13 protein-coding genes and 2 pseudogenes are annotated in these 12,131 nt (G+C 39.5%); 6 read left to right on the top strand and 9 right to left on the bottom strand.

Translation table 11 applies throughout. The annotated features are described in order from the left end of the window. The first annotated feature begins 430 nt into the window (after positions 1–430). From NSQ85_RS06410 to NSQ85_RS06395, 4 genes are read left to right on the top strand one after another with little or no spacing between them, the layout of a single operon-like run. Positions 431–1,198 (top strand): amino acid ABC transporter ATP-binding protein, encoded by a 768-nt coding sequence (locus NSQ85_RS06410; RefSeq protein WP_179973337.1) that lies wholly within the window; start codon positions 431–433, stop codon positions 1,196–1,198. Between the two features lie 11 nt (positions 1,199–1,209). Beyond that, the gene (locus tag NSQ85_RS06405; protein ID WP_179971937.1) at positions 1,210–2,043 is read left to right on the top strand and encodes a transporter substrate-binding domain-containing protein; all 834 of its coding nucleotides are present in this window, start codon (positions 1,210–1,212) and stop codon (positions 2,041–2,043) included. Between the two features lie 17 nt (positions 2,044–2,060). After that, positions 2,061–2,759, top strand: a complete 699-nt coding sequence (locus NSQ85_RS06400; protein WP_179971938.1) for an amino acid ABC transporter permease — start codon at positions 2,061–2,063, stop codon at positions 2,757–2,759. Positions 2,760–2,770: 11 nt separating this feature from the next. Next, positions 2,771–3,421 (top strand): amino acid ABC transporter permease, encoded by a 651-nt coding sequence (locus NSQ85_RS06395; protein WP_179971939.1) that lies wholly within the window; start codon positions 2,771–2,773, stop codon positions 3,419–3,421. A 63-nt stretch (positions 3,422–3,484) separates the two neighbouring features. On the opposite strand, the pseudogene NSQ85_RS06390 reads toward NSQ85_RS06395, so the two are convergent. Beyond that, positions 3,485–4,741: pseudogene (locus NSQ85_RS06390) on the bottom strand (ISL3 family transposase). A 131-nt stretch (positions 4,742–4,872) separates the two neighbouring features. After that, complete coding sequence (locus NSQ85_RS06385) at positions 4,873–5,349, bottom strand: transposase (protein WP_179971941.1); 477 nt, start codon at positions 5,347–5,349, stop codon at positions 4,873–4,875. Between NSQ85_RS06385 and NSQ85_RS10715 the strand changes: the two genes are divergently transcribed. Beyond that, positions 5,273–5,551, top strand: coding sequence for an IS3 family transposase (locus NSQ85_RS10715; RefSeq protein ID WP_445330294.1), 279 nt, complete (start codon positions 5,273–5,275; stop codon positions 5,549–5,551). The genes NSQ85_RS06385 and NSQ85_RS10715 overlap by 77 nt on opposite strands. A gap of 52 nt (positions 5,552–5,603) precedes the next feature. Next, positions 5,604–6,131: an HdeD family acid-resistance protein gene (locus NSQ85_RS06380; RefSeq protein WP_340781431.1), complete on the top strand. Its 528-nt coding sequence runs from the start codon at positions 5,604–5,606 to the stop codon at positions 6,129–6,131. Between the two features lie 128 nt (positions 6,132–6,259). On the opposite strand, the pseudogene NSQ85_RS06375 reads toward NSQ85_RS06380, so the two are convergent. From NSQ85_RS06375 to NSQ85_RS06345, 7 genes and pseudogenes are all read right to left on the bottom strand, one after another. After that, a pseudogene (locus NSQ85_RS06375) lies at positions 6,260–7,517 on the bottom strand (ISL3 family transposase). A 174-nt stretch (positions 7,518–7,691) separates the two neighbouring features. Beyond that, the gene (locus tag NSQ85_RS06370) at positions 7,692–8,573 is read right to left on the bottom strand and encodes a DNA/RNA non-specific endonuclease (RefSeq protein ID WP_179973778.1); all 882 of its coding nucleotides are present in this window, start codon (positions 8,571–8,573) and stop codon (positions 7,692–7,694) included. Positions 8,574–8,634: 61 nt separating this feature from the next. Next, on the bottom strand, positions 8,635–8,823 hold the full coding sequence (locus NSQ85_RS06365) for a DNA-directed RNA polymerase subunit beta (RefSeq protein WP_011226090.1): 189 nt from the start codon (positions 8,821–8,823) through the stop codon (positions 8,635–8,637). Between the two features lies 1 nt (position 8,824). Beyond that, positions 8,825–10,096, bottom strand: a complete 1,272-nt coding sequence (gene murA, locus NSQ85_RS06360; RefSeq protein WP_340781430.1) for a UDP-N-acetylglucosamine 1-carboxyvinyltransferase — start codon at positions 10,094–10,096, stop codon at positions 8,825–8,827. 69 nt (positions 10,097–10,165) lie between these two features. Further along, complete coding sequence (locus NSQ85_RS06355) at positions 10,166–10,402, bottom strand: DUF1146 family protein (RefSeq protein WP_002946959.1); 237 nt, start codon at positions 10,400–10,402, stop codon at positions 10,166–10,168. Between the two features lie 187 nt (positions 10,403–10,589). Further along, positions 10,590–11,603, bottom strand: coding sequence for a UDP-glucose 4-epimerase GalE (gene galE / locus NSQ85_RS06350; protein WP_179971944.1), 1,014 nt, complete (start codon positions 11,601–11,603; stop codon positions 10,590–10,592). A gap of 14 nt (positions 11,604–11,617) precedes the next feature. Further along, complete coding sequence (locus NSQ85_RS06345; protein WP_340781429.1) at positions 11,618–12,073, bottom strand: DUF4832 domain-containing protein; 456 nt, start codon at positions 12,071–12,073, stop codon at positions 11,618–11,620. Between the last annotated feature and the right edge of the window lie 58 nt (positions 12,074–12,131).

Genomic DNA, 12,131 nt, shown 5'->3' with positions numbered 1-12,131 from the left:
CCAAGTTTTGACTATGCCTTTGTAGCTGATATATAAGCTTTCTTTACATTTTCATTAATGAGCAATCACCAACCTCCCTTAGACTAAACATCTCTGACTTTTACAACACCTACAGTAGAATAAATAGTTCTGGTACATTAAGTTACAAAATATGAAATTAACCATCATTTTAACTTGTTTCGTACTTAATTTTACAACCTCTAACAACCTCTCGTTACCCCAGCAAACAATGGTAACAAGCTAGTGAAGACAGTACTCATCCTAATGCCGATTTTATTTTTCTATATCTATATCGTAAAATTGGTTAACCATATCAAAAAAACCGAACATTTCACAAAAATATTCGGATTTTTGACTTTAAACTCATATTATGCTAGAATTATGGACATGTTAGAAAATCTAACAAGCAAATCCATTATAGGAGGCTGTTATGGCACTTATCGAATTTAAAAATGTCAATAAATATTACGGAGATTATCATGCTCTTCGTGATATCAATTTAGAAATTGACAAAGGACAGGTTGTGGTTATCTTGGGACCTTCTGGTTCTGGAAAATCAACCCTTATCCGTACTATCAATGCTTTGGAACCAATCGACGAGGGTACCCTGATCGTTAACGGACATAATATTACTGAGGCATCTGCTAAGGAATTGGTAGAATTGCGTAAGGAAGTAGGTATGGTCTTCCAACACTTCAACCTCTACCCTCACAAAACCGTTCTTGAAAATGTAACCTTAGCACCAATCAAGGTTCTCGGAATTAGTAAGGCAGAGGCGGAGAAGACAGCTGAAAAATTCCTTCGCTACGTTAACATGTGGGACAAGAAAGATTCTTATCCTGGTATGCTTTCTGGTGGGCAAAAACAACGTGTCGCCATCGCTCGTGGTCTTGCCATGAAACCTAAACTTTTGCTTTTTGACGAACCGACATCAGCTCTTGACCCAGAGTCTATCGGTGATGTTCTTGCTGTTATGCAAAAACTTGCCAAAGGTGGTATGAACATGGTAGTTGTTACCCACGAAATGGGCTTTGCTCGTAGTGTGGCTGACCGTATCATTTTCATGGCTGAAGGTCAGGTCCTTGTAGACACTACGGATGTCGAAGGCTTCTTCAACAATCCAACTGAACCTCGTGCAGCTAAGTTCCTCTCTAAAATTATCAACCACAACTCTGATAAAGTCTCAGTAGATGCCTAAGGAGGTGGCCTATGATTTTCAAAAAAATCTTACGTTACCTAACAGCCGTAAGCTTGGTGATTGCTACTGTTTTTCTGATCACAAATCACAAAACTGAGGCAGAAGATACTAGCAAACTCCTAGATAGTAAGGCCGTCCAAAAGATCGTTAATCGAGGAACACTTAATGTTGGTGTTAAACAAGATGTCCCTAACTTTGGTTACTATTCTGCTAAGACCAATAGATACGAAGGTTTGGAAGTTGACCTTGCTAAAAAGATTGCTGATGAGTTGAAAGTAAAAGTGAATTACATTCCAGTAACGACACAAACCCGTGAACCTCTTATGGATAACGGTACTATTGACTTACTTATCGCTACTTATACTATCAATGATGAACGTAAGGCTTCTTATGCCATCTCAAATCCTTACTACCATGATCAAATTGGTTTCTTAGTCCTAAAGGATTCAGGTATTAACAAAATCTCTGATTTGAATGGTAAGACTATCGGGGTTGCTCAAGGGGCATCAACTAAAGCCGCCTTGCAAGAATATGCCTCAGCCCATAATCTTAAGTTCAACTACGTTCAACTTGGTTCTTACCCGGAATTGGCTGTATCTCTTTACGCCCACCGTGTGGATGCTTTCTCAGTGGATAAATCTATCCTCTCTGGATATGAAAGTAGGAAAACTAAAATATTGAACGAAGGTTTCAAAACACAAGATTATGGTATTGCTTCAAGCAAGTCTAACCAAGAGTTGATTGACTATATCAACGATTTGCTAGCTAAATGGCAAAAAGATGGAAGTCTTCAAAAACTCTACGATAAATATAATTTGAAACCTGCTAAGGCTGAAAATAAATAGAAAGGAGACCTGAATTTATGTATCTTTTGACTGAAACGGTTAGTCCTTTCGCTCTCGAACGTTGGGCTGCTTTCTTTGCTAACTTTGGCCAATTTGCCAAAGGATTCTTATACACCCTTGGCATTTCTATCGGTGCCTTGATTGTAGCACTTCTACTTGGATTGATTTTTGGTGTTATGAGTTCGACTCATAACAAGGTACTTCGTGGTATTTCACGTGTTTATGTCGAAATCTTCCAAAATACCCCTTTGCTAGTACAATTCGTAGTTGTCTTTTATGGTATTTCGATTTTGACTGATGGTCATGTCATGATTCCAACTTCCTTGACGGCTATCCTTTGTGTAGGAGTCTACACAGGAGCTTATATTTCTGAAATTATTCGTACAGGTATCGAGGCAGTTCCTAAAGGTCAAACAGAAGCAGCTTTGTCCCAAGGGTTCACCTACGCTGATACCATGCGTTTCATCATCTTACCTCAAGCTGTCCGTACTATCTTGCCACCATTGACCAACCAAGTGGTTAACTTGATTAAAAACACTTCTACGGTTGCCATTATTTCTGGAGCAGATATCATGTTCACTGCTAAGGCTTGGGCTTATGATACAACTAACTACGTGCCCGCCTTTGCTGGGGCTGCTTTCCTCTACTTTATCATGTGTTTCCCTCTAGCCACATGGGCACGTCGTAAAGAAGAACAAAATAAGAAAGCTTACTAAGGAGGTCCATTATGTCAGAAGTTTTATCAGCTACTAACCTTAAATTCTTAGCACAAGGAATGTGGACAACCCTTTACTTGTCTTTCTTCATCATCGTGCTGTCTACCTTATTTGGAACTATTCTCGCGGTCATGCGTAACGGAAAGAATCCTATTCTTCGTTGGATTGCTTCTATCTACATTGAGTTCGTTCGTAACGTTCCTAACTTGCTTTGGATTTTCATTATCTTCTTGGTCTTCCAACTCAAGTCTACAGCGGCAGGTATTACCTCGTTCACGGTCTTCACATCGGCTGCCTTGGCGGAAATCATTCGTGGAGGACTTAACTCTATCGACCCTGGACAAACGGAAGCCGGCTTGTCTCAAGGATTTAACAACAGACAAATCTTTATTTATATTATCTTCCCACAAGCTATTCGTAAAATGTTACCATCTATCATTTCTCAATTCGTAACGGTTATCAAAGATACTTCTTTCCTTTACTCTGTTATCGCCTTGCAAGAATTGTTTGGTAAGAGCCAGATTCTGATGGGTCGTTACTACGAACCAAGCCAAATCTTTACTTTATACGGTATTCTGGCTTTATCCTATTTTGTGGTTAACTTTGCTATCTCTAGCTACTCTCGCTATCTCTCTAAACAATGGGAGCAAGCTAGAGAATAAAAAACTCACCTTGGGGTGGTTTTTTATTTGGCTCTTTGTCAACTGTAGTGGGTAGATGAAAAGCTAACACCTAGAGAGGACGAACTTCGCTCTCTCTTTCTTTATGTTCAAAGCAATCAAAACCCATTTTTTAAAGTTTTCAAAGTTCCTGAAACCAAAGGCATTTCTCTTAATGACTTTGATGAGATTATTGGCGGCTTCCAGTTTGGCGTTAGAATAAGGCAATTCCATGGCGTTTAAAACCTTGTCTTTATCCTTTAAAAATGTCTTAAATACCATCTGGAAAATAGGATTAACAGTGGCTATTTCCTGTTCGATGAGACTGAAGAAATGATCTGAGTTTTTCTCTTGGAAATGGAACAAGAGAAATTGATAGAGTTCATAGTGCTGTCTGAGTTCATCTGAGTAGGATAGGAGTTTTTCTAGGATTTCCTTGTTAGTCAAATGCATTCGAAACATAGGACGATAAAATCGTTTATCGCTGAGTTTACGGCTATCTTGTTGTATCAATTTCCAGTAACGTTTCAAGGCTCGGTATTCCTGCGATTTTCTGTCGAATTGATTCATAATTTGAATACGGACACGGTTCATATCACGACTAAGGTGTTGCACGATATGAAAGCGATCGAGTACAATTTTTGCATTCGGAAAAAGCTGTTTAGCAAGTTGATAATAGGGACTAAACATATCCATGGTAATCACTTTGACCCGATTTCTAACCTTTATAGGATAGCGTAGAAAGTGGTTTCGGATGGTTGCTTGAGTTCTTCCGTCGAGAATGACGATGACATTTAGGGAGTCGAAATCTTGAGCGATGAAGCTCATTTTCCCCTTCTTGAAGGCATACTCGTCCCAACTCATCACCTCAGATAGGGTATTCCAATCCTTTTCAAACTTGAACTCATTTAGCTTTCTCATAACTGACGATGTTGAAATTGATAGCCTGTGTGCAATATGTTTCATTGCTTGATTTTCGATGAGTAATTATGCGATTTTCTGGTTAACAGCGACAGAGATTTGGTGGTTCTTCTTGACAAGAGGAGTTTCAGCGACCGCCATTTTTCCGCAATCTTTACACTTGAAACGACGCTTTCGAAGACGGATAAGTAAAGGGTAGCCAGCAGTTTCTAAGTAGGGGATTTTAGAAGTTTTCTGGTAGTCGTACTTAGCCATTTGTCCCTTGCATTTTGGGCATTTAGGGGCTGTGTAGTCCAAGTGACCGTGCAGTTCTAAGTGAGTTCCCATATCATATTCATCAGTGATAGTGATATTTTTGTCTTTAATTCTGAGAAAATTTGTGATAAGATTTAGTTGTTCCATATGAACCCTTTCTAATGTGAGTTTCGTCGCTTTTCATTATAGGTCATATGGGACTTTTTGTATATACTCAAAAAGGCTCCATAATCTCTACAGTGGATTTACCCACTACAGAAATTATATAGCCAAGGTTCCTAAGCTGCTGTTTTTGTTTCTAGTAATTTATATTCAATGAAGATGCGGTTTCGGAAATTAGAAAAGTTGCGATAGCCATAGGCTGTCCGCTTGATGATCTTGATTTTATTATTAATCCCTTCCACTAATCCGTTTGAATAGTCGTAGCTCAGTGCGTTTACAATAGCTCTTTCGGATTGGCGGAATGTCTTCAAAGCTTGGTCCATCTTGGCAGAAAGCCCCCGTTGTTTCTCATGAATGAAGGACCGAAACAAATTCGGTTTCCGGTGCGTAACCGTAAAGACGATTGTTTGGTAGGCATTATAATTCAGGCGGAGACTCTCGTCCAAAGAAAGAATATAATCGATGATCCCTCGTTCCGTCACCGTTCCCTTGAAAAGTCTATGATAACGGTATTCTGTGCCATTCAACAGTTCTTCTTTTTTCAGAATCAATTTCCAATCTCTGTTAAAGAGAGAATGGATCAACAGGTTCAAAATTAGAGACTATCAACAGGCAAACCGCCTTTTTTTTGAATATATCGAGGCTTTTTACAATACAAAGAGAATTCACGGTTACTGCGGATATATGTCACCCAATGATTTTGAATCTTTATATGAAAAAACAAAAGATAGCAGATTACAATTAGCCGGCAAATTTGAGGACTTTTTTCTCATTTTAATTTGTACTAAATCTTGACATAGGACCACTAGTATGTTAAGATGATTATAGAATTGAAAGGAGTATTATTTTGATTACGAAAAATGAAAATGGATTTGGTTGGGGGAGTCTGCTGTTGGCAGTGCTGTTCTTTATTGCAGGCTGGACCGCCCTCAACAATCCGCTGACCACTTTGATTGCTATGGGGCTTATGTATGGGATTACTGCCATCGTACAGGGGGTTTCAGTCCTGATGTACTACTTTGAGATGAAAAGGGTGCTGCCCGGTTATCCTTGGTACTTGATCCTGATTGGCGTATTGGACTTGCTGGTTGGCCTTTATTTGGTGTTCAATCCGGCTATCAGTGTGATGTTCCTGCCGATGTTGTTTGTGATTTGGTTCCTCATCGACTCCATCATGAACATTTTCCTGGCCTTCCGCTTGAAGGATAGCCAGAGGAGCTGGTTCTGGGTGCGACTCACCTTGGGTATCCTGGGGGTCGTGATCGGGTTTGCCTTGGCGGCGAACTTGTTAGCCGCCATCATTTCCGTCACCTACTTGATCGCGTTCTACTTCTTCACCGGCGCCATCATCAAGCTGATTGACGCGTTTGTCTAGTTGGCTTCTTCGGCTCTTTGTCAAATAGGACTGACGGCTCAATTATGGTCCGTATCACAAGAAATAGCTTTTTCTTGTGATACGGACTTTTTTTGGCTCTTTGTCAACTGTAGTGGATAGATTAAAAGCTAACACCTAGAGAGGACGAACTTCGTCCTCTCTTTCTTTATGTTCAATGCAATCAAAATCCGTTTTTTAAAGTTTTCAAAGTTCCTGAAACCAAAGGCATTTCTCTTAATGACTTTGATGAGATTATTGGTAGCTTCCAGTTTGGCGTAGGAATAAGGCAATTCCATGGCGTTTAAAACCTTGTCTTTATCCTTTAAAAATGTCTTAAATACCATCTGGAAAATAGGATTAACAGTGGCTATTTCCTGTTCGATGAGACTGAAGAAATGATCTGAGTTTTTCTCTTGGAAATGGAACAAGAGAAATTGATAGAGTTCATAGTGCTGTCTGAGTTCATCTGAGTAGGATAGGAGTTTTTCTAGGATTTCCTTGTTAGTCAAATGCATTCGAAACATAGGACGATAAAATCGTTTATCGCTGAGTTTACGGCTATCTTGTTGTATTAATTTCCAGTAACGTTTCAAGGCTCGGTATTCCTGCGATTTTCTGTCGAATTGATTCATAATTTGAATACGGACACGGTTCATATCACGACTAAGGTGTTGCACGATATGAAAGCGATCAAGTACAATTTTTGCATTCGGAAAAAGCTGTTTAGTAAGTTGATAATAGGGACTAAACATATCCATGGTAATCCACTTTGACACGATTTCTAACCTTTCTAGGATAGCGTAGAAAGTGGTTTCGGATGGTTGCTTGAGTTCTTCCGTCGAGAATGACGATGACATTTAGGGAGCCGAAATCTTGAGCGATGAAGCTCATTTTCCCCTTCTTGAAGGCATACTCGTCCCAACTCATCACCTCAGGTAGGGTATTCCAATCCGTTTCAAACTTGAACTCATTTAGCTTTCTCATAACTGACGAGGTTGAAATTGATAGCCTGTGTGCAATATGTTTCATTGCTTGATTTTCGATGAGTAATTATGCGATTTTCTGGTTAACAGCGACAGAGATTTGGTGGTTCTTCTTGACAAGAGGAGTTTCAGCGACCGCCATTTTTCCGCAATCTTTACACTTGAAACGACGCTTTCGAAGACGGATAAGTAAAGGGTAGCCAGCAGTTTCTAAGTAGGGGATTTTAGAAGTTTTCTGGTAATCGTACTTAGCCATTTGTCCCTTGCATTTTGGGCATTTAGGGGCTGTGTAATCCAAGTGACCGTGGAGTTCTAAGTGAGTTCCCATATCATATTCATCAGTGATAGTGATATTTTTGTCTTTAATTCTGAGAAAATTTGTGATAAGATTTAGTTGTTCCATATGAGTCTTTCTAAAATGATAGTTTGAGCACTTTTCATTATAGGTCATATGGGACTTTTTGTATATACTCAAAAAGGCTCCATAATTTCCATGGTGGATTTACCCACTACAGAAATTATATAGCCTTTTATTTGTCTAGATACTAAAAACGACTCCACTCGGAGTCGTTTTTCTTCAATTCACCGTTACTTTTCCTGAATAGTAATCTAGGGTTATTCCCTCTTGTACATTTGGAACAAAGACATTAAACTCAAGTGATCCGTCTGCTGACTTAGCTTCAAGATGTGTTCCTGATGGAATGAGGTTCTCTCCTTCATAAATCAAGGTCACACGATAACGAACACGTTTGTTTTTATCCAGAGCTTTTCGTACTAGGCTTTCATAATAGTTTTGACCTGTAGAATTATCGCTATATGCTTGATTTGCCCAAGCAGTTTGAACAGCAATATTCTCTGGATTTGAAGTCGAGGCATCAAATCCTTTCAAACCACCTATCAGTGCATAACCTAGCAAATGGCCTCTATCTACGGCATGGCTATACTCTCCTGATAAATTTTGAACCTGGTGCCATCCAGCTGGTGTCCAAGAGGTTGAACCATTCCCTGTTTCTTGACGATTTTTGTACTGTCTAGTTGCTTTACTTAATAAGGCATTAGCAACTGTAGGAACAGTTTGTCCTTGAACCGTTTTGACTTGGTTATTAGCATAAGGTTGGCTTGATACCTTAGCATTTAGATTCGTCTTATTTCCATTAATAATATAGGCTCCAGCTCCATTCCATTCCAAGGAATTACCCAGTTGGCTTTTGACTGAACTAGTCATTACTGTCTCAGCAAGCTGCTCTTGTGGTGTAGACTGACTATTTGTTAAATCATTAGATTTAATGGATTTATTAGATTTTCCTGAAACTAGGCTTGCTACTTGTCTGATAGGATTATCAGGCGAGAGCTTGTTGCTGGTTCCTAGGTAACCTAAAACAGCTATCAAAGCTGCTATTATTAATGTGACGAACTGACGTTTCTGTTTATTTGTCAAAGATGTTTTTCCTTTTGCCATTCTTCTCTTTCTTTGATAAAAATGTCATGACGAAAGGAGTGGGGCGACTGCCCACTCCCCCTTATTTTCCTGTAAATTTAGCAATAATTGCCTGCCAGGATTCTGGTTTTAAGATGCTAATAGGATCCTTGCCTTCACCCAATACGGAATAGCCAATCATTAAACCGATAGCTAGAGAAGCAAGGCTAATTAAACATACAATCAAAACAAGTAATAATTGACGAAAAACATAGCCTTTACCAGTTTCCATACTATGCCTCACTTACACGTGAAATTTGGGCTCCTAGTTTAGCCAGTTTCTCATGGAATTTATAGTAACCACGATCCAAGTGTGTCAATTTCCCAACAGTTGTTGTTCCTTCAGCAACCATCCCTGTGAGGATAAGGGCTGCAGAAGCTCGAAGGTCAGTAGACATAACTCGCGCTCCTTGAAGTGGCAAACCACCGTGAATCATTGCAGTATCACGAAGGATTTCAGAATGAAGCCCCATACGACGCATTTCCTCTAAATGTTGGAAGCGATTCTCGAAGACTGTTTCACTCATGCTTGATTCACCTTTCACAACTGCCATAAGAGCCGTAAATTGAGCCTGCATGTCAGTTGGAAAACCTGGGTGAGGTAGGGTTTTAACCGCTACAGGTTTCAATTTCGAAACATCAGATTTAACACGAATGCCTCTTTCTTCTTCCTTAACGTCGACACCCATTTCCAATAATTTAGAAATCAAAGGACGGTTATGTTTCCAGATAGCATCCTTAATAAGAACATTGCCAGAAGTCATGGCTGCTGCTACCATAAAAGTACCTGCTTCAATACGGTCCTGAACAACCGCATGTTGCGTACCATGAAGAGATTTAACACCTTTAATCACAAGTGTTTCAGTTCCAGCACCTTTGACATCTGCCCCCATCTCGTTAAGAAGAATAGCCAAGTCAACGATTTCCGGTTCACGCGCAGCATTTTCAATGGTAGTGACTCCATCAGCTAAAGTGGCTGCCATCATAAGGTTCTCAGTGGCACCAACTGATGGGAAGTCCATATAAATAGTTGCACCTTTAAGTTTTTCTGCTGTCGCGGTGATATCACCACCAACTTGGGTAATTTTAGCACCCATCGCTTCCAAGCCTTTAAAGTGGAGGTCAATAGGACGACTACCAATCGTACAACCCCCAGGCATTGAGACCTTAGCATGACCATTACGAGCAAGAATAGGGCCAAGTACTACGATAGACGCACGCATCTTGCTGACATACTCATATGGTGCCTGATCTAAAATCTCTCCACTAGCATCAACTACAACAGTATTATTTTCTTCGTCAAAGTCTACTGCAATATCCAAGCCACGAACCACATTATTCATGGTGTAAACATCTGACAAGATTGGAACATTAGTCAAGGTTGTCTGACCTTCCGAAGCCAAAATAGTTGCCGCTAACAACGGAAGAACAGCGTTTTTAGCACCTTCAATGACAACCTCACCACTTAATTGAGTGTTGCCACCCTTCACAATAATTTTATCCATAAGGATTCCTTTCAAGGATTAATTTCGTATTTTTTTGTATTATATCAAAACTCAATTAAAATCACTAATTTAAGAAATCGAGCTAGCCATATTCTGTCCAAAAGCTAAAACTGACAGAATAAAGGAGCTGACAAGATAGCCTAAGGCAATGCTGATAAAAAGCAAGAAAAGTTTCAACTTACCAGTATTTTCGATAGGATTTTTGATCAATTTTGCCCAATCAAAGAGACTAATCAGCATATGGTAGCTCAATCCAATAAATACTAGGTGACTCGTCAAAGTGACGAATTGATTAATAATAGTCATGATTTCATTATACCATAGAAAGCTAGTCTAAAACATAAAAAGAGGGTGAGACAGTTCTAAACCTATAATCATTTAGTGACTGTTTTCACACCTCTTTTCTTTATTTCTGAGGCGACTAGATTAGGGTTGTTTTAAAAAATCTAGTGCTTGTCCTACTCCCTATAGGCTATGATTTCCTAGACTAAGTTTAGTCTTCATAACCATTTGGATTTGTTGTTTGCCAACGCCAAGAATCTCTGACCATATCTTTCAAGGTCTTCTTAGCTTCCCAGCCGAGAACTTCTTTGGCCTTTTCAGGAGACGCATAGCAAGTCGCAATATCACCAGCGCGACGCCCTTGAATACGGTAAGGGATAGTAACCTTGTTTTCAGCTTCGAATGTCTTAACGAGATCCAAAACACTATAACCGTGTCCAGTACCCAAGTTGAAAATCTCAGCACCTTTGTGGCTCAAATTATATTTGACGGCAGCCAAGTGACCTGATGCCAAGTCAAGAACGTGAATGTAGTCACGGACACCTGTACCATCCGGAGTCGGATAATCATTACCAAAGACATTAAGCTCAGGAAGTTTACCGATAGCAACTTGTGTAATATATGGCATAAGATTGTTTGGAATACCGTTTGGCAATTCACCAATCAAACCACTCTCATGAGCTCCGATAGGATTGAAATAACGAAGATTTGTGACAGACCATGACGGATCTGAAGCAGCTACGTCTGTAAGAATTTGTTCCATCATCAACTTAGTGTAACCGTATGGGTTGATAGCTGATGTTGGCATATCTTCCGTCATCGGAGAAGGATTATTAGTTCCATATACTGTTGCACTTGAGCTGAAGACAATGTTTTTGACATCGTATTCCTTCATTTTTTCAAGGAGGGTGATGGTACCACTGATATTGTTTTTATAATATTTCAAAGGTTTTTGAACAGACTCACCAACTGCTTTAAAGGCCGCAAAGTGAATGACCAATTCAATATCTTCTTTTGTAAAAACCTTATCCAAAAATTCTGTATCTAAAATTGAACCTTGATAGAATGGGAACTTCTTACCTGTAATCTTTTCCAAGCGTTCAAGGACTGCTGGAGAGCTGTTTGAAAAGTCATCAACCAAGACGACATCAAAACCTGCATTAAGGAGTTCGACAGTGGTGTGACTACCGATGTAGCCAGCTCCTCCTGTAATTAAAATAGACATAAGTATTTCCTTTCTTACTTGTCAGCGCTTTTTTTATCCTTTTGAACTGTTGCTAATTTAGGCATAAATTCTCTTTCAAAACCTTTTATTGCGAAATGAACTGAAGGCTCTTGTGTCATTGGAGAAATAATTCCGAGCTTCACTTGATAATTCTGATTTTTTGAATAAGCAAAACTTGCCTTAAGCTCAGCGGTTTGATTTGGAAGTAATTCTGACAAACGGCAGTCAAGATCTTGCGATTGAACAACCTTACCACTAGCATCACACAAATATAATACCACAGGCCAATCGCCATATAAAGGGGCTACCCCTGAATTTTCTAAATTAAGGGTAATATCAAGCTTATTTTCTCCTTTGGAGATTGTCAAGCGTGATACCCAGAGGCGATACCCCATATTCTTCAAAAGCTCCTTGTAAGCTGCTTGTCCGTCACCGATATCTTCAGCCACCTTTGGCCCTAAAAATGTCAAATGCGATGCTTTAGCCTCTTCTTGAAGCTCTGATAGATTATTTACAAGTAGGTTAGAC

Source organism: Streptococcus sp. FSL L8-0526 (genome assembly GCF_038007145.1).
Taxonomy (GTDB): domain Bacteria; phylum Bacillota; class Bacilli; order Lactobacillales; family Streptococcaceae; genus Streptococcus; species Streptococcus thermophilus.
This window is presented reverse-complemented; position numbering and strand designations above follow the sequence as displayed.

Excerpts from the sequence above, each read along its gene's own strand:
- galE (WP_179971944.1), bottom strand. The coding sequence starts at position 11,603 with ATGTCTATTTTAATTACAGGAGGAGCTGGCTACATCGGTAGTCACACC.
- NSQ85_RS06395 (WP_179971939.1), top strand. The coding sequence starts at position 2,771 with ATGTCAGAAGTTTTATCAGCTACTAACCTTAAATTCTTAGCACAAGGA.
- NSQ85_RS06370 (WP_179973778.1), bottom strand. The coding sequence starts at position 8,573 with ATGGCAAAAGGAAAAACATCTTTGACAAATAAACAGAAACGTCAGTTC.
- NSQ85_RS06365 (WP_011226090.1), bottom strand. The coding sequence starts at position 8,823 with ATGGAAACTGGTAAAGGCTATGTTTTTCGTCAATTATTACTTGTTTTG.
- NSQ85_RS06405 (WP_179971937.1), top strand. The coding sequence starts at position 1,210 with ATGATTTTCAAAAAAATCTTACGTTACCTAACAGCCGTAAGCTTGGTG.
- NSQ85_RS06400 (WP_179971938.1), top strand. The coding sequence starts at position 2,061 with ATGTATCTTTTGACTGAAACGGTTAGTCCTTTCGCTCTCGAACGTTGG.
- murA (WP_340781430.1), bottom strand. The coding sequence starts at position 10,096 with ATGGATAAAATTATTGTGAAGGGTGGCAACACTCAATTAAGTGGTGAG.
- NSQ85_RS06355 (WP_002946959.1), bottom strand. The coding sequence starts at position 10,402 with ATGACTATTATTAATCAATTCGTCACTTTGACGAGTCACCTAGTATTT.
- NSQ85_RS06410 (WP_179973337.1), top strand. The coding sequence starts at position 431 with ATGGCACTTATCGAATTTAAAAATGTCAATAAATATTACGGAGATTAT.